At 23.9% G+C, this 16,971-nt stretch carries 21 protein-coding genes and 3 pseudogenes; 9 read left to right on the top strand and 15 right to left on the bottom strand.

Annotation, left to right across the window (positions count from 1 at the left end):
- Positions 1-419 precede the first annotated feature (419 nt).
- Positions 420-812, bottom strand: coding sequence for a transposase family protein (locus tag AAHM82_RS13290; protein WP_342264845.1), 393 nt, complete (start codon positions 810-812; stop codon positions 420-422).
- Complete coding sequence (locus AAHM82_RS13285; RefSeq protein ID WP_342263396.1) at positions 809-1,249, bottom strand: transposase family protein; 441 nt, start codon at positions 1,247-1,249, stop codon at positions 809-811. Before AAHM82_RS13285 ends, AAHM82_RS13290 begins: the two co-directional genes overlap by 4 nt.
- A 216-nt stretch (positions 1,250-1,465) precedes the next feature.
- On the opposite strand from AAHM82_RS13285, the gene AAHM82_RS04260 reads away from it, so the two are divergent.
- The 4 genes from AAHM82_RS04260 to AAHM82_RS13275 all read left to right on the top strand — a co-directional run bounded on the left by AAHM82_RS04260 (position 1,466) and on the right by AAHM82_RS13275 (position 2,986).
- Complete coding sequence (locus AAHM82_RS04260) at positions 1,466-1,672, top strand: hypothetical protein (protein WP_342264634.1); 207 nt, start codon at positions 1,466-1,468, stop codon at positions 1,670-1,672.
- 209 nt (positions 1,673-1,881) lie between these two features.
- Entirely contained in the window at positions 1,882-2,076 is a 195-nt protein-coding gene (locus AAHM82_RS04255) for a hypothetical protein (RefSeq protein ID WP_342264633.1), read from the top strand.
- 80 nt (positions 2,077-2,156) lie between these two features.
- Positions 2,157-2,597, top strand: coding sequence for a transposase family protein (locus AAHM82_RS13280; protein WP_342263396.1), 441 nt, complete (start codon positions 2,157-2,159; stop codon positions 2,595-2,597).
- On the top strand, positions 2,594-2,986 hold the full coding sequence (locus AAHM82_RS13275; RefSeq protein WP_342264845.1) for a transposase family protein: 393 nt from the start codon (positions 2,594-2,596) through the stop codon (positions 2,984-2,986). The genes AAHM82_RS13280 and AAHM82_RS13275 overlap by 4 nt, the downstream gene beginning before the upstream one ends.
- A 375-nt stretch (positions 2,987-3,361) precedes the next feature.
- On the opposite strand, the gene AAHM82_RS04245 is transcribed toward AAHM82_RS13275, so the two are convergent.
- The 13 genes and pseudogenes from AAHM82_RS04245 to AAHM82_RS04200 form a co-directional block, all read right to left on the bottom strand.
- Positions 3,362-6,409 carry a DNA polymerase III subunit alpha gene (locus tag AAHM82_RS04245; protein ID WP_342264632.1) on the bottom strand — a complete coding sequence of 1,016 codons (3,048 nt, stop codon included), beginning with the start codon at positions 6,407-6,409 and terminating at the stop codon, positions 3,362-3,364.
- A complete protein-coding gene (thiI, locus tag AAHM82_RS04240) occupies positions 6,410-7,606 on the bottom strand; it encodes a tRNA uracil 4-sulfurtransferase ThiI (protein ID WP_342264631.1) in 1,197 nt (398 codons plus the stop codon).
- A 22-nt stretch (positions 7,607-7,628) separates the two neighbouring features.
- Positions 7,629-9,251, bottom strand: a complete 1,623-nt coding sequence (locus AAHM82_RS04235; RefSeq protein WP_342264630.1) for a septation ring formation regulator EzrA — start codon at positions 9,249-9,251, stop codon at positions 7,629-7,631.
- Between the two features lie 281 nt (positions 9,252-9,532).
- The gene (locus AAHM82_RS04230; RefSeq protein ID WP_342263451.1) at positions 9,533-9,838 is read right to left on the bottom strand and encodes a hypothetical protein; all 306 of its coding nucleotides are present in this window, start codon (positions 9,836-9,838) and stop codon (positions 9,533-9,535) included.
- A 188-nt stretch (positions 9,839-10,026) separates the two neighbouring features.
- Positions 10,027-10,419: a transposase family protein gene (locus tag AAHM82_RS13270; protein WP_342264845.1), complete on the bottom strand. Its 393-nt coding sequence runs from the start codon at positions 10,417-10,419 to the stop codon at positions 10,027-10,029.
- On the bottom strand, positions 10,416-10,856 hold the full coding sequence (locus AAHM82_RS13265; RefSeq protein ID WP_342263396.1) for a transposase family protein: 441 nt from the start codon (positions 10,854-10,856) through the stop codon (positions 10,416-10,418). The genes AAHM82_RS13270 and AAHM82_RS13265 overlap by 4 nt, the downstream gene beginning before the upstream one ends.
- A gap of 65 nt (positions 10,857-10,921) precedes the next feature.
- Entirely contained in the window at positions 10,922-11,563 is a 642-nt protein-coding gene (locus AAHM82_RS04220; RefSeq protein ID WP_342264629.1) for an IS1/IS1595 family N-terminal zinc-binding domain-containing protein, read from the bottom strand.
- A 397-nt stretch (positions 11,564-11,960) separates the two neighbouring features.
- Positions 11,961-12,614: a transposase gene (locus tag AAHM82_RS04215; RefSeq protein ID WP_342264628.1), complete on the bottom strand. Its 654-nt coding sequence runs from the start codon at positions 12,612-12,614 to the stop codon at positions 11,961-11,963.
- A 69-nt stretch (positions 12,615-12,683) separates the two neighbouring features.
- Positions 12,684-12,773: pseudogene (locus tag AAHM82_RS13260) on the bottom strand (IS1/IS1595 family N-terminal zinc-binding domain-containing protein); the annotation flags it as partial.
- Between the two features lie 10 nt (positions 12,774-12,783).
- Positions 12,784-12,918, bottom strand: coding sequence for a hypothetical protein (locus tag AAHM82_RS04210; protein ID WP_342264627.1), 135 nt, complete (start codon positions 12,916-12,918; stop codon positions 12,784-12,786).
- 201 nt (positions 12,919-13,119) lie between these two features.
- Positions 13,120-13,773 carry a transposase gene (locus AAHM82_RS04205; protein ID WP_342264628.1) on the bottom strand — a complete coding sequence of 218 codons (654 nt, stop codon included), beginning with the start codon at positions 13,771-13,773 and terminating at the stop codon, positions 13,120-13,122.
- Positions 13,774-13,842: 69 nt separating this feature from the next.
- A pseudogene (locus AAHM82_RS13255) lies at positions 13,843-13,932 on the bottom strand (IS1/IS1595 family N-terminal zinc-binding domain-containing protein); the annotation flags it as partial.
- 10 nt (positions 13,933-13,942) lie between these two features.
- On the bottom strand, positions 13,943-14,077 hold the full coding sequence (locus AAHM82_RS04200; protein ID WP_342264627.1) for a hypothetical protein: 135 nt from the start codon (positions 14,075-14,077) through the stop codon (positions 13,943-13,945).
- A 182-nt stretch (positions 14,078-14,259) separates the two neighbouring features.
- Here AAHM82_RS04200 and AAHM82_RS04195 point away from each other — a divergent pair.
- The 5 genes and pseudogenes from AAHM82_RS04195 to AAHM82_RS04175 all read left to right on the top strand — a co-directional run.
- Positions 14,260-15,069, top strand: a pseudogene (locus AAHM82_RS04195) (IS256 family transposase); the annotation flags it as partial.
- Positions 15,070-15,593: 524 nt separating this feature from the next.
- Positions 15,594-15,920 carry a hypothetical protein gene (locus AAHM82_RS04190; protein WP_342263940.1) on the top strand — a complete coding sequence of 109 codons (327 nt, stop codon included), beginning with the start codon at positions 15,594-15,596 and terminating at the stop codon, positions 15,918-15,920.
- A gap of 2 nt (positions 15,921-15,922) precedes the next feature.
- Positions 15,923-16,144 (top strand): hypothetical protein, encoded by a 222-nt coding sequence (locus AAHM82_RS04185; protein ID WP_342263939.1) that lies wholly within the window; start codon positions 15,923-15,925, stop codon positions 16,142-16,144.
- 164 nt (positions 16,145-16,308) lie between these two features.
- Complete coding sequence (locus tag AAHM82_RS04180) at positions 16,309-16,539, top strand: hypothetical protein (RefSeq protein WP_342264626.1); 231 nt, start codon at positions 16,309-16,311, stop codon at positions 16,537-16,539.
- A gap of 78 nt (positions 16,540-16,617) precedes the next feature.
- Positions 16,618-16,950, top strand: coding sequence for a hypothetical protein (locus tag AAHM82_RS04175; RefSeq protein ID WP_342264625.1), 333 nt, complete (start codon positions 16,618-16,620; stop codon positions 16,948-16,950).
- Positions 16,951-16,971: the final 21 nt, after the last annotated feature.

Here is a 16,971-nt window from a genome sequence, read left to right as displayed (position 1 = left end):
GCCTTAAGAATAGAGGTAAAAAAAAATAAAAAAAACATCTTGGTTGATGTTTATAGTGGCGAAGCGGTGCGGAAAGCGTATGCTCCCTCCGCCCGCTAGTTATGGATGGATGAGTCGAGTTATTTAACTAAGTTATTGCAAATTTTTTGATTTGATGTAGTAAAAAAATAGTTTTGGAGTTTTAGAAATGAAAATGTGAGTTAGTGTGGATGAACCATCTAAAAATTATTGTCGAAAGTTTATATATTAGACTTCTTGCAAAATTAATATGATAATTATAATTTTTAAATTTAAAATAAATATAAAAGTGTTATTAAAATAATTTTTAGATTATTTTTACAAATATTTTGTCATTAAAACATAATAAAAATTATTATTTACAATAAAAAAAGACTGAAATTTTAAATTATCAAATATATTTAAACTAATAGTTGTAAATTATAAATTGAAGCTATTAAATTAAATCTTAAAGCAAATCTTTTTCTACGATTTCGATATTTTTCACTAATAATTTTAAATTTTTTAAGTATAGCAAAAACATTTTCAATAACAATTCTCATTTTTGAAATTCGCTCATTATTTTGCTTTTCTTCTTTATTTAAAGGGTTTTTCTTTGATTTTCTTTTAGGAATTAAAACATTATGATTAATTTTTTGTATGCCTTGATAACCTAAATCCACTAAAACAGTTGTTTCTGGTAAAAATTTAATTTTTGAATCTTTTAAAATTTTAAAGTCATGGTTTTTACCATAAGAAAAATCAGAACTAATAATTTTTTTACTATCTTTTTCAATTATAACTTGTGTTTTTATTGTGTGTTTTTTCTTTTTTCCTGAGTAGTGCTGTTTTTGTCTTTTTTTGGGCGTTGGATTTGGCTTTCAGTTACATCAATTATAACAGTCTTATCTTTGAAATAATCTTTTAATAGTGATTTTTGACCAGTAAGTTGTTGAAAATTAGGGTGTTTTATTAAAGTGTCTTCAATTCATTTGATATTTCTATAACAACTACTTTCACTAATATCATAACTTTTTGCAATATGAAAATAAGTTCTATATTCTCTTCAATATTCTAAAGTCATTAAAATACGATTTTCTAATGATAATTTATTGGTTCTTCCGCGACGAAATCTCTTTTTTAATTCTTCTATTTTTAAAATTTCTAGCATTTTATTAAAAGTAGTATGTTTAATACCAGTTAATCTTAAAAAATTTTTATCACTTATTTGATTATTTTTTTTAAATTTCATTTAAATTCCACCTTTTTATTAAAAACAACAATTCAATTATATTTTAAATTAATTTTGCAAGAAGTCTATTCTATTAATAAAAAAACTGGATTAGAACAAAAAGTTTTGAGCGTCTACATCTGCCGTTGAACCTGTTAGAACTGATTTAGTCGGTGATAATTGACTTTGTGTTGATATTGCATATTAAAAGATTAGAAAATTAAGGAGAAAAGAAAGATGAGTATATTTGGATTAGTATTTTTTACGATTTTAACATTATTACTAGCATACTATATTGCGGTTAATATTTATCGGTTTTTTAAAGATAACAAGAAATATGGTAGTGAAGCAAAACAGTTGCCAAAAGATTTTACTTATTCACAACGAATATTTATTGCAAAGTTTAAGCGAAATTTATTAGAACAAGATGAAAAAAGAAATTAAAAAGTAGGTTTAGAAAATGTTTAAAAAAATAATTATTGAGTTAATTGAATTAATTTATCCAACCGCTGATTTAAACCACCCCAAGTTGTATTTTTGTTTTCAATTTTAATAATTGTAATGCTGTTCTCTGCTATTATTTTTCTACTCTTTTGACCTTTTAAGCGGTAATTATTATGTTTTTAGTTGCTTGAAAAGATTTAGATTGAGAAATGACAAAATTGTATTTTTGGGATTTATTTATTCAAATTAAAGTTATTCCGGCGTGAGTTTCTGGTAAAGAAATTGATTTAACCAAAGAACTACTTTGACTTTTAATAGCAAATATTGCCTTTTGAATGGTATTAGTATTCATTGTCTTATTTATGGTTATTTTATTTTATAAGGTTAAATCATATTTTGTTTAGAAAGGGGGTGATTAGACTTCTTGCAAAATTAATTTAAAATATAATTGAATTGTTGTTTTTAATAAAAAGGTGGAATTTAAATGAAATTTAAAAAAAATAATCAAATAAGTGATAAAAATTTTTTAAGATTAACTGGTATTAAACATACTACTTTTAATAAAATGCTAGAAATTTTAAAAATAGAAGAATTAAAAAAGAGATTTCGTCGCGGAAGAACCAATAAATTATCATTAGAAAATCGTATTTTAATGACTTTAGAATATTGAAGAGAATATAGAACTTATTTTCATATTGCAAAAAGTTATGATATTAGTGAAAGTAGTTGTTATAGAAATATCAAATGAATTGAAGACACTTTAATAAAACACCCTAATTTTCAACAACTTACTGGTCAAAAATCACTATTAAAAGATTATTTCAAAGATAAGACTGTTATAATTGATGTAACTGAAAGTCAAATCCAACGCCCAAAAAAAGACAAAAACAGCACTACTCAGGAAAAAAGAAAAAACACACAATAAAAACACAAGTTATAATTGAAAAAGATAGTAAAAAAATTATTAGTTCTGATTTTTCTTATGGTAAAAACCATGACTTTAAAATTTTAAAAGATTCAAAAATTAAATTTTTACCAGAAACAACTGTTTTAGTGGATTTAGGTTATCAAGGCATACAAAAAATTAATCATAATGTTTTAATTCCTAAAAGAAAATCAAAGAAAAACCCTTTAAATAAAGAAGAAAAGCAAAATAATGAGCGAATTTCAAAAATGAGAATTGTTATTGAAAATGTTTTTGCTATACTTAAAAAATTTAAAATTATTAGTGAAAAATATCGAAATCGTAGAAAAAGATTTGCTTTAAGATTTAATTTAATAGCTTCAATTTATAATTTACAACTATTAGTTTAAATATATTTGATAATTTAAAATTTCAGTCTTTTTTTATTGTAAATAATAATTTTTATTATGTTTTAATGACAAAATATTTGTAAAAATAATCTAAAAATTATTTTAATAACACTTTTATATTTATTTTAAATTTAAAAATTATAATTATCATATTAATTTTGCAAGAAGTCTATTATATCCTACAAAATTTCTTTCTTTTAATAATTCCCTTCTCCTTAGTTTGATGAGTAATTTTAGTTAGTTTTGTTATTATTACAGTTATTTATTCATCAACATATATTATGACTACTTATCATCTAAAAAAACTTAATGTTCTAGAATTAGTAAAGAATAGTGATGAATAAAAAAATCTTATCTAAATTAGATAAGATTTTTTTAAATACTTATTACTTTTAAAGTCCGTAAAACTAAATGAATTTTATCATTATACTTTTCAACAGTAGCATTAATTAAGACAATATTATTTTCTTTAAGTTGTTCTTGATATTGCATATATATATTACTAAAAACTGTCACATTACTTGTCCCATAATCATCACTTACTGTTAAAAAACACATATACTGACCATCTTTAGTTTTAATTTGTTTAATCCGATTAATAAAAACTAATACTTTAACCTTTCAATTAATCAATTTATCTAGATTTTGTAATTTAACAATTTCTTTTTCTAATTGCAATTGTTTTTTAATTAATAACAAAGGATGAGTTTGTAAATAAAAACCAAAATATTTTAACTCATCTTGAGCTTTTTCTAATAAATTATCTGGTTCTTGTTTTAAAGTAGGTATTGCTACCAAATCATAATTTAGGGTGATTTTATCATTACTTGATACCTGAATTAACTGGGCATAACGAAAAGCTAGGGTCATATTTAATTTCATCGTTTTTCGTGAGATTTTAAATTCATCTAAAGCTCCCGCAGCAATTAATGCTTCTAATATGCTTATATTTAAACCTTTAAGCACCATTCTCGCCACAAACGAGAAATAATCAGTATATTGTCCATTTGCTTCTCTTTCAGCATATATTGCCTCATGCATTACCATTCCCACTTGCTTAATTATCGTTAGTGGTACCCTAATCATATGATTCTCAATAATAAAATTTTCTGTTGAAAAATTAACTGATGGTGGCAATATTTTTAGATGATATCTTTGACATTCTTTAAGATACTGTTCAATTTTATTAGCACTAGCAATCACACTAGTTAATAACGCACACATAAATTGTAATGCATAATTAACCTTCAAATAAGCCATTCAATAACCTAACAATGAATATGACACCGCATGACTTCGATTAAACCCATAACTAGCAAACTGATTAATATCATCATAAATTTGCTTAACAGTTTTTTCATCATAACCATTAGCAACACCAGAAGCAATAAATTCTTTACTTAATAAGGTCATCTCGTTCTGATTTTTTTTACTAATTGCTCTTCTTAAAATATCAGCTTTTGCTAATGAAAAATTAGCAATTTTTTGAGCAATTAAAATAATTTGTTCTTGATAAACAATAATTCCATAAGTTGTTTTTAATATTGGTTCTAAATCAGGATGTAAATATCAAACCGCTTCTTGCTTTAATCTTCCTTTAATATATGTCTTAATATGTTCTTGCGGACCAGGGCGAAATAATGAACTTGTAACAACAATATCTTCTAAATTTTTAGGTTGCATGGTTATTAAAATTTGTTGCATTCCTTTAGACTCTAACTGAAAAATCCCAGCCGTATATCCTTCACTTAATAATTGATATGTTTTACTATCATTTAAAGGTATTTTATCTAAACTAATAATCATTGATAAATCTTTATTAATCATATCAAGAATTTGCTTTAAAATTGTTAAATTTCTTAAACCTAAAAGATCCATTTTTAGTAATCCTAATGATTCTAAATGATTCATTGAATATTGCGTTAAATAGATATTGTTATAACCTTTTTGAATTGGAACAATTTGCATTATTGGTAATTGTGATAAAACAACACCAGCAGCATGCGTTCCAAATTGTCGAGGTAAACCAATAATTTTTTTTGCTAATAAAAATAACTGCGGATATTGTGTCATATACACTTGTAAAATTTCAATTTTACTAACAGCTAATGATAAATCTAAATTTAAATCTAATGGCACTGCTTTACTGATTTTATCAATAATATCTAAAGGAATATTTAATACTCTTCCCGTATCTTTAAGAGCAATTTTACAAGTAATGGTTTGAAAAGTAATAATTTGGGCAACATTATTTTTACCATATTTTTCAACTAAATATTTTATTACTTCTTCGCGCCGATCATCTTGAAAATCAATATCAATATCTGGCATTGATATTCGTTGCGGATTTAAAAATCTTTCAAAAATTAAATCATATTTTATCGGGTCAACAGTAGAAATTTGTAATAAAAATGCTACTAAACTACCTGCAACAGAACCTCTTCCCGGACCAACCATAATATTTTGCTCACGAGCATATTTAACATAATCATAAACAATAAGAAAATAATTAGCAAAACCCATTTCACAAATAATTGATAATTCATAAGATAATCGTTGTTGATAACGGTAATCATTATTAATTTCCTTATTATCTTGTAATTGTTGTAAACATAAGTTTTGCAAATATTCATTGCTATTCATACCAATTGGTGGCACATACTGTAACATATTTTCCTTAATATTAAATTGTAATTGTAAATTAACATTATTAATTAACTGTTCCAAATTAGTTATTAATATTTGTTCATATTCACAATAAATATCAAATGATAATAAATAATGATAATTACTAAAATCATTAACATTAGTTTCTGCTAACAATTTTTGTTCCTTAATAGCTTCAATTAACTGTAATGTTTGATTATCATCCGGTTGTAAATATTTTACTAAATTACAAGGAACAACTAATTGTTGCTTATCAATTCAATATTGAATATTACTAACATTATCCTGATTAATTCCCATATATGTGGGGGCCTTTTTTTGAATTTTTGTTAAATATTCCGCTTGCATTGTTAAAGACATTGCTAAAGTATTTTGTGGTTTAAAAATAACAATAATCTCATTTAAATGTTCTAATAATTGTTCACAACTAATTGTTGAATTATTAGAAATAGCAATTATTGAAGAAATAAGACAAAGTTGTTCATAACCTTGCTGATTTTTAGCAATAACAATTAATTCTAATTTCAAATTACGAGCAATATCTAGCACATCAATATCAATGCCAATAATTGGTTTAATATTATATTTTTGACATTGTTCATAAAATCGTATTGCTCCAAACATTATATTCTTATCAGTCAATGCTAAAACCGAAAGATTATTTTTAATTGCAAATTTAAAATAATTTTTTAACTTTAACGGTGAACTTAATAGTGAATACTCACTATGAACATTTAAATTAATAATTATTTCCACCTACTTTTTTTCAAGAAAATTAATTTCTTGTTTTATAATATTATTTTCAACTGTTAATGCTAAAATTTCTTCTCATAAAATGCTTTGTTCTTGTTTCTTAGCAATAGCAATTATTGGTTTAATTACTGGATTTTGAGGAATAAATAATGAACAACAATCTATAAAAGGAATAATTGATGTTTCATAAGTATTAATATTTTTAGCAATATTAATAATTTCATTTTTATCATAAGTAATTAATGGTCGCAAAATTACCATATCACTAACATCAGCAATAACTGATAAACTTTCAATTGTTTGTGATGCTACTTGTCCTAAAGAATCACCAGTTGCTAAAATTTTAATACGCAATTTTCTTGCTAAATAATTAGCAATACGCATAAACATTCGGCGCATAATTGTAATCTGATACGATGATAAAGGAATATATTTTAACTCTTGTTGTAAACTACTAAAATTGCATATATATAATTTTGAAACAACATTACCGCCATAAACTCCTAAGGTTTTAACTAAATTAATAACCTTTTGTAATGATTCATCTTTAGTATATGGTGGGGTTATAAAATGTAAATAATGAACTTCCAATCCGCGTTTCATTAATAAATAAGCACTAACTGGTGAATCAATCCCACCACTCATAAGTAATAATACTTTTCCAGCAATACCAACAGGATAACCTTTTAATCCAGTAATTTTATCAAACATAATAAAAACATTATCAATTTGAATTTCTAAATATATCGTTAATTGCGGATTTGTTAAATTAACTTGACAATCTTTTTTATAATCTAAGATTAATTCAGCAATAACATTAATTATTTCTAACGAAGTACAATGAAATTTTTTATCAATCCGATTAACATCTAATTTAAATGATTTAAATTCTAAATTGCTAATCAATGTCAAAATTTCCTTCTGAATAACATTTAAATCTTTAATAACTTGTTTAGCAAAAGAAAACGAAGTAATTCCAAAAGTATTTCTAATAATATTAGCAATTTGTTCAATTTCAACAGGATTAGTTTGATGTTCATTTAAATAAATCAACATCCGACTATGTGTTGCAACAATATTTAAATATTTAAATGCGATTAACTTAGCTTTTAAATTTTTTTCTAACTGATTAATAAATAAATACCGATTCTTACCTTTAGTTGATAATTCACCATAACGAATTAAAATAGTATCATTCATTTTTAATTATTCCTACTCTCTATTACCTTTTTTGCAATCTTTTATGTAACCGTTGTTCATACGAATACTCTAATGCTTGTAATACTAACTGTAATGCATCTTCATAATTAGCACTGTTATAAATTAACTGTGCACTTTTAATTTTATTGTTAACACTATCATCAATAGCACAAAATTTATAACCATAGACAATTGCTCGTTGAATTAGTTGATCAATGATGGCAATATTTTTAATTTTACTATGTAATTTATAAATATTATCTTTTAATAAATATAACTTGCGTAATAATCGCTTTTGTTCTTGTAAATCATCACTAATACTAATTAATTCTTTAAGTTCCGAAAATGAGTTATAAACATCACTAATCCGGTCTTTAAAAATATAAGCAATCTTTTGATAAGTAATTTTATTTAACTTAGCATTTAATTGCATTAATAGAATTCCTAAATGCGAAAGCAACTGTTTTAATTGTTTTTCTTCTTCAGTTTTTTGCGTTATTAATTTATATACTTGTTCTAAATGAACTTGAGTTTTTAAAGCATTTTCTAAAATTTTTACCTGTAATTTAACCAATTGATGATAATCATTAGTTTTTGTTTGATTCATAATCACAATTAATTCATTCATTTGCGAACTTAAATTCTTAACTAATTTTTGACTATTATTAATTATTTCTTTTTCCATTGGCAAAAATAAATAAATAGTTTCAATTTGTAGTAATTCTTTTTTTAAATTTTCAAAACTATTTTCAATTAATTCAACTACTTTAATGGTTGACTCATAGTAAGTTGAAAAAATTGTTTTTAAATCTTTTTCTTTTTGTGCTTGATAATTAAAATTAGCTAGCAAAACCAGAATTTTTTCAACTCTGACTTGTCCCTTTTTATATTGTAAATTATCTAACAATTTTTTAACTTGTTGAACTTGAAGATTAACATCATCAAATAAATTCACAAACTGCTCTTGCAGAATAATATCATTGCCTTTATTCATATATAAAGTAGTCATTTGTTTTAATTGCTTGGGAATAACTTTATATACAATTGTTAATAACTGCGGAATCTTATCTAAAATTTCTGTAAAGGAAATTAAACCAACAGCAATCTTATCAAGAATTTGATATGACTTCAAAAATACTCCTTTAGTTAATTCAATTTCAAAGTTATATAACATATTTTGTAAAACATTAACTAAATAATCTAATTTTTCAGGATTTATTGCCACATGAATTTGTAATTTAGTAGCATTATTAACTAACTGATTAAAAAAACTTTTATATAATGATGCTTGCTCACGTTGGGTTAATTCAATTTTAAGAGCATTTTCATAATCTAATAATAGGTCGCGTGATTTTTTATTTAACTTATTAATTTTTGCTAATAATTCTTTTAACTTATATAAACTAAATTTCTTAATATCTTGCTGATCTTGTTTTAAAATTATTAATGATTCATTTATTAATCCTAATAGTTCTTGACTATGTTTTTCATAAAGAAAAATTCAATATGGTAAAATTGTTTCAAATTCATGATGATAACTAGCAATTTCTGATAACCGATATAATCTTTGACGCAGTGGCAATAATTTAATTATTTCTAAGCAATTAATAATTTTACCTTCTAAAAAATTTCTTTGATGCAACATAAATAATAATATTTGTCATATGATAAGAGTAAATATTAACAGAAAAATTAAACCGGTTATTAATCAATGATATCAATTTCATTCTTTTAAACTAATAAATAATCTCATTATTTACAATCCTCGCATCTGCATTTCAGTTATAATTATAACATAAATTTTATTACATAAAATGAAGCAACCCTTTTAATTTTGTCGAAAACTCTTGATAAAATAAAAAAAATCATCAACTTGATAATTTTAAAAGGCTTTTATGTAAAATTACTATTTTTACTTTAACTTTTTTATACATTAAAATATAATACCGCTGTTTGTTGGTTTGGAGTTAAACCCTTATGTTGGTATTTTCATTTTCAGAGATTTAAATAATTTTGAATATTAGTAAAACCTAAACCATGATAATGAATTAAGGCTTCTTTAAGACTAGATTGTAATTTACTGATTTTATTTAAGTTACGATAACTAGCTTCAGGATTAATTGTTGTTTTAGTTACACATAAAGTAGAATTTGTTTGTTTTGCTACTAAAAAATATAATTTTTGCATATCAGAAGTAATAATTGAATTTTCGTTAATTAATTCTTTGTTCATATTTTCAATAACTCATTAGACTTCTTGCAAAATTAATATGATAATTATAATTTTTAAATTTAAAATAAATATAAAAGTGTTATTAAAATAATTTTTAGATTATTTTTACAAATATTTTGTCATTAAAACATAATAAAAATTATTATTTACAATAAAAAAAGACTGAAATTTTAAATTATCAAATATATTTAAACTAATAGTTGTAAATTATAAATTGAAGCTATTAAATTAAATCTTAAAGCAAATCTTTTTCTACGATTTCGATATTTTTCACTAATAATTTTAAATTTTTTAAGTATAGCAAAAACATTTTCAATAACAATTCTCATTTTTGAAATTCGCTCATTATTTTGCTTTTCTTCTTTATTTAAAGGGTTTTTCTTTGATTTTCTTTTAGGAATTAAAACATTATGATTAATTTTTTGTATGCCTTGATAACCTAAATCCACTAAAACAGTTGTTTCTGGTAAAAATTTAATTTTTGAATCTTTTAAAATTTTAAAGTCATGGTTTTTACCATAAGAAAAATCAGAACTAATAATTTTTTTACTATCTTTTTCAATTATAACTTGTGTTTTTATTGTGTGTTTTTTCTTTTTTCCTGAGTAGTGCTGTTTTTGTCTTTTTTTGGGCGTTGGATTTGGCTTTCAGTTACATCAATTATAACAGTCTTATCTTTGAAATAATCTTTTAATAGTGATTTTTGACCAGTAAGTTGTTGAAAATTAGGGTGTTTTATTAAAGTGTCTTCAATTCATTTGATATTTCTATAACAACTACTTTCACTAATATCATAACTTTTTGCAATATGAAAATAAGTTCTATATTCTCTTCAATATTCTAAAGTCATTAAAATACGATTTTCTAATGATAATTTATTGGTTCTTCCGCGACGAAATCTCTTTTTTAATTCTTCTATTTTTAAAATTTCTAGCATTTTATTAAAAGTAGTATGTTTAATACCAGTTAATCTTAAAAAATTTTTATCACTTATTTGATTATTTTTTTTAAATTTCATTTAAATTCCACCTTTTTATTAAAAACAACAATTCAATTATATTTTAAATTAATTTTGCAAGAAGTCTATTGTTTTTGTAAACGTTTGGTGTTTGTGGATTTAACATAAATATTGTTATTATTATCAATTGCCATTTGAATACAGCATTTAGTATTAGTTGCGAATGGGTCAAGGTGAATTCTTCGTGGATCAGTTTTATATTTGAAATTTCCTTTATGGATTTCTTTAATGAATGTTTCATCGATTTGGATTTTACCAGATAATTTTTTAAATTTTAATTGGGTATTTTCTAATTGTTTTGATTTCATTAATTTTTGACGATTATATCAAGCAGTTTTTAATGTAGTTTTAATAAAACGAGAAATTGTTTTACTAGATTGCCCCAGCAATGAAATTTGAATCAATAAATTTCATTGTTCATAATTTAAATGACTTCAATAAATAAAATGATTACGAAAAGCGTCAAAACTTGCACGACAATTTTTACATAAATATTTTTGTTTTCCTTCTGAATTATGTCCATTTTTAACGCAATGGTAAGATTCACATTTAGGGCATTTAATACCGTGCGCTCTAAATTTTTGATCAATTTCATTTAAACGTTTTTGTTTTTTTATTAATTCTGCTTGTTGTTTGACTTTTTCATAAAATTCTAAAAATTGATCATCTGTTAAAGTATTTACTAGTTCTTGAATTATTTTTTCCATAATTATTATCCACCTCTATCATATTAAAATATACCTAAAATTAAGTATATTCAATAAATATCAAGAGTTTTCGACAAAATTAAAATAAAAAATTATTAATTATTATTAAATTTTAACTAATATTTTTACTTACTTAAATCTATTATATTTATTTGTTACAGCATTACCTTTATAATTAATTCAACTATCATCATTTTTATTATTATCCACCTCTATCATATTAAAATATACCTAAAATTAAGTATATCCAATAAATATCAAGAGTTTTCGACAAAATTAAAAAGCAACCCTTTTAATTTTGTCGAAAACTCTTGATAAAATAAAAAAAATCATCAACTTGATAATTTTAAAAGGCTTTTATGTAAAATTACTATTTTTACTTTAACTTTTTTATACATTAAAATATAATACCGCTGTTTGTTGGTTTGGAGTTAAACCCTTCCTTATGTTGGTATTTTCATTTTCAGAGATTTAAATAATTTTGAATATTAGTAAAACCTAAACCATGATAATGAATTAAGGCTTCTTTAAGACTAGATTGTAATTTACTGATTTTATTTAAGTTACGATAACTAGCTTCAGGATTAATTGTTGTTTTAGTTACGCATAAAGTAGAATTTGTTTGTTTTGCTACTAAAAAATATAATTTTTGCATATCAGAAGTAATAATTGAATTTTCGTTAATTAATTCTTTGTTCATATTTTCAATAACTCATTGTTTTTGTAAACGTTTGGTGTTTGTGGATTTAACATAAATATTGTTATTATTATCAATTGCCATTTGAATACAGCATTTAGTATTAGTTGCGAATGGGTCAAGGTGAATTCTTCGTGGATCAGTTTTATATTTGAAATTTCCTTTATGGATTTCTTTAATGAATGTTTCATCGATTTGGATTTTACCAGATAATTTTTTAAATTTTAATTGGGTATTTTCTAATTGTTTTGATTTCATTAATTTTTGACGATTATATCAAGCAGTTTTTAATGTAGTTTTAATAAAACGAGAAATTGTTTTACTAGATTGCCCCAGCAATGAAATTTGAATCAATAAATTTCATTGTTCATAATTTAAATGACTTCAATAAATAAAATGATTACGAAAAGCGTCAAAACTTGCACGGCAATTTTTACATAAATATTTTTGTTTTCCTTCTGAATTATGTCCATTTTTAACGCAATGGTAAGATTCACATTTAGGGCATTTAATACCGTGCGCTCTAAATTTTTGATCAATTTCATTTAACCGTTTTTGTTTTTTTATTAATTCTGCTTGTTGTTTGACTTTTTCATAAAATTCTAAAAATTGATCATCTGTTAAAGTATTTACTAGTCTCTTGAATTATTTTTTCCATAATTATTATCCACCTCTATCATATTAAAAATATACCTAAAATTAAGTATATTCAATAAATATCAAGAGTTTTCGACAAAATTAAAAAGCAACCCTTTTAATTTTGTCGAAAACTCTTGATAAAATAAAAAAAATCATCAACTTGATAATTTTAAAAGGCTTTTATGTAAAATTACTATTTTTACTTTAACTTTTTTATACATTAAAATATAATACCGCTGTTTGTTGGTTTGGAGTTAAACCCTTCCTTATGTTGGTATTTTCATTTTCAGAGATTTAAATAATTTTGAATATTAGTAAAACCTAAACCATGATAATGAATTAAGGCTTCTTTAAGACTAGATTGTAATTTACTGATTTTATTTAAGTTACGATAACTAGCTTCAGGATTAATTGTTGTTTTAGTTACGCATAAAGTAGAATTTGTTTGTTTTGCTACTAAAAAATATAATTTTTGCATATCAGAAGTAATAATTGAATTTTCGTTAATTAATTCTTTGTTCATATTTTCAATAACTCATTGTTTTTGTAAACGTTTGGTGTTTGTGGATTTAACATAAATATTGTTATTATTATCAATTGCCATTTGAATACAGCATTTAGTATTAGTTGCGAATGGGTCAAGGTGAATTCTTCGTGGATCAGTTTTATATTTGAAATTTCCTTTATGGATTTCTTTAATGAATGTTTCATCGATTTGGATTTTACCAGATAATTTTTTAAATTTTAATTGGGTATTTTCTAATTGTTTTGATTTCATTAATTTTTGACGATTATATCAAGCAGTTTTTAATGTAGTTTTAATAAAACGAGAAATTGTTTTACTAGATTGCCCCAGCAATGAAATTTGAATCAATAAATTTCATTGTTCATAATTTAAATGACTTCAATAAATAAAATGATTACGAAAAGCGTCAAAACTTGCACGGCAATTTTTACATAAATATTTTTGTTTTCCTTCTGAATTATGTCCATTTTTAACGCAATGGTAAGATTCACATTTAGGGCATTTAATACCGTGCGCTCTAAATTTTTGATCAATTTCATTTAACCGTTTTTGTTTTTTTATTAATTCTGCTTGTTGTTTGACTTTTTCATAAAATTCTAAAAATTGATCATCTGTTAAAGTATTTACTAGTCTCTTGAATTATTTTTTCCATAATTATTATCCACCTCTATCATATTAAAAATATACCTAAAATTAGAGCCTGTCCAAAATTCTGTGTCTCGATAATTCATTCTGAATTATACTTAAAAGAAGGAGAACAGAAAATGACAAAAAAAAAAAAATAAAAAAATAAAAAAAGAACCTGACGCAATTGATAAAGTTGATGATTATTTTTTAGAAAATATTGATAATCCACAAGATTTATTTAAAGGCAATACTATTTTTCAGGAATTTACCAAAAAATTAACTGAACGAATGTTAAATACGGAAATTAAAGATTATCTTGAAACTGATGAGAATCATAATAAAAGAAATGGCAACACACAAAAAACCATTATTACTAAAAATGGTTCAATCGCAATTGATGTACCAAGAGATCGAAATAGTACTTTTGAACCAGTAATTATTCCGAAAAGACAAAGAAGATTTGATAACTTTGATCAAAAAGTAATTTCTTTATATGCAAGAGGAATGACAATTTCTGATATCAAAGCACAATTGCAAGAATTCTATCACGGAGCAGAAATTTCAGAAAGTTTAATTAGTCAAATAACTGATGATGTTATTAAAGAAGTTAAAATGTGACAAACTAAACCTTTAGAGAAGATTTATCCGATTGTTTATTTTGATTGTATTGTTGTTAAAGTAAAGCAAGATAAACGAATAATAAATAAAGCAGTTTATCTTGCCTTAGGAATTAATTTAGATGGTTTAAAAGATATTTTAGGAATGTGAATTAGTGAGAATGAGGGAGCCAAATTTTGACTTAATAATCTTACGGAAATGAAAAATCGTGGGTTACAAGATATTCTTGTTGCTTGTAGTGATAATTTAACTGGGATGTCTGATGCAATAGAAGCTGTTTTCCCAAAAACACAGCATCAATTATGCATTGTTCATCAAATTCGCAATAGTTTAAAATTTGTTCCTTACAAAGATCGCAAACTTGTAGCTAATGATTTAAAATCAATTTATACAGCAATTAATAGACTTGGTAGGACGCATAAAGTTTTGTTAGGTAGGAAAAGATTTGAATAAGTATTAAGACAGTCAGCAATGATTGTCTTTTTATTTTATAAGATGTTAAAAATTTGTTCTTTGAAAATTAAATACAAGTGAATTAATAATGTTGGTATGTATTAAAGCACGATAAATTGTGGGTGGTCGCCATAACCAAAAGAAGTTTACCAGTTAATAGATAACATCCTATTAGCTATAGCAATTTGTTTCGTTTTGCAATAAAAAAATGAATGGGTGGATTTCCTAAAAATATACACGCTATTAAATTAGTTCCAAGGGTAGGATGCGGACATTAAAGTGTAGAAATTTCTATATAGGGATATACTAAGTTTAAAATTATTAAAATCTTTATCTAATTAAAAAACAAAATTTACTAACAAAGCTTGTTAAACACTTAAATCTGCGATATATAAGTGTTTAAAAAACTAAGTTAACTAACTTAGTTAATATAACTTAGTTTATCTATAAGAAAAGAAAGGTAATTTATTATGAAAAACATTGAAAACATTTTTTTAAATACTAAAAAATATCTTTTAAAAGAAACACAAAACGCAATGCTTATTAAAGCACCAAAAATTCCATGATTTAATGAACAAATCGGTATTTGGTTTCCAAAACGATTTGTTTATAAAGGAAAATATGAAAATTCTATTTGCATCGGAATAATAAAAGATAGTAAATATCAAATAATTTCAATTAATCAGAAAGAAAATGAAACCAAATTAATTAAGGGACAAGAATTATTAAGCTTCTTCATTGCCGAAAAAGAAAACAACAAAAAAGATATAAATTATAACTATTTTAAAGGAGTTTAAAAATGAATATCGCGATTGGATTAATATTTATTATTATCAGCATCATGCTATTGGCATATTTTGCTTATAAAATTTATGCCAAAATAAAAATTAGAATTAAATATAAAAATGCCATTAAAAATAATACTGGTAATTTTACAAAAGATGAAAAAGTGTTTATTGCTCGCTTTGAAGAATGAGTTAAAACCCCTAATTCAAAAGAAAATAATGAGAATAAAAAATAATGTTTTGAGAAATTATTATGGAATTCTTAAAATTATTTATTCCGATAGAAAAAATGCCTGTACAAGTTGCGTTTATTGCCGAATTAATTATTATCATTACTTTTCTTTTCGCATTAATTTCAATTATATATTTACCAATAAAAATGATTTTTGGGAGATAAAAAATGATAATAAACTTAAAAGAATTTGATTGAGAACAAATTAAACAAACTTTCTGAGATTTATTTATTCAAATTACAACTATTCCGGCTCATATTACTGGTGGTAAAGAAATTAAATTAACCGAAGTACCGCTTTGACTTTTAATAGCAAACATTGCTTTTTGATTCTTAACAGCGATTATGGTGTGATTTATTCTAATGCTACTTTGAAAAACAATATCGGTATTTAGATAGAAGAAAAAGTAATGTCGCGAAGTTACATTGTGATGCATTCACAAAGAAATTCAAAATTAATTAGGAAAAAATACAATCGTGTTAAGGTTAATAGTGGTTTTAACAAATTTAAGAAAAACTTTGAATATAAATGATGAATGTTTTAAAAAGAAAGGGGGTGATTATATGATTGGAACTTTCTTGGCCGATGCACCAGCAACAGTGGAAAAAATAACAGCTAGTGATGCGATGACTAAATTGTGAAATGCAATTATAACGGCGTTTACTAAAATGTGAGAAATTATTGCTGTTAATATGCCACAAGTCGGTAACTTCTTTGCTGACTACTGAATATTCATTTTTCCATTTATTTTGGCAATATTTTTTATTTGCTTTAAAATGTTTGAAAAATTACTTGAAGCAGTACGCTAACAAAAAAATAAAGTGAGGTGC

The sequence above is a fragment of the Spiroplasma endosymbiont of Clivina fossor genome (assembly GCF_964031115.1).
Taxonomy (GTDB): Bacteria; Bacillota_I; Bacilli_A; order Mycoplasmatales; family Nriv7; genus Nriv7.
The sequence above is the reverse complement of the archived record's forward strand: the minus strand, read 5'-3'. Positions and strand labels throughout refer to the sequence as shown.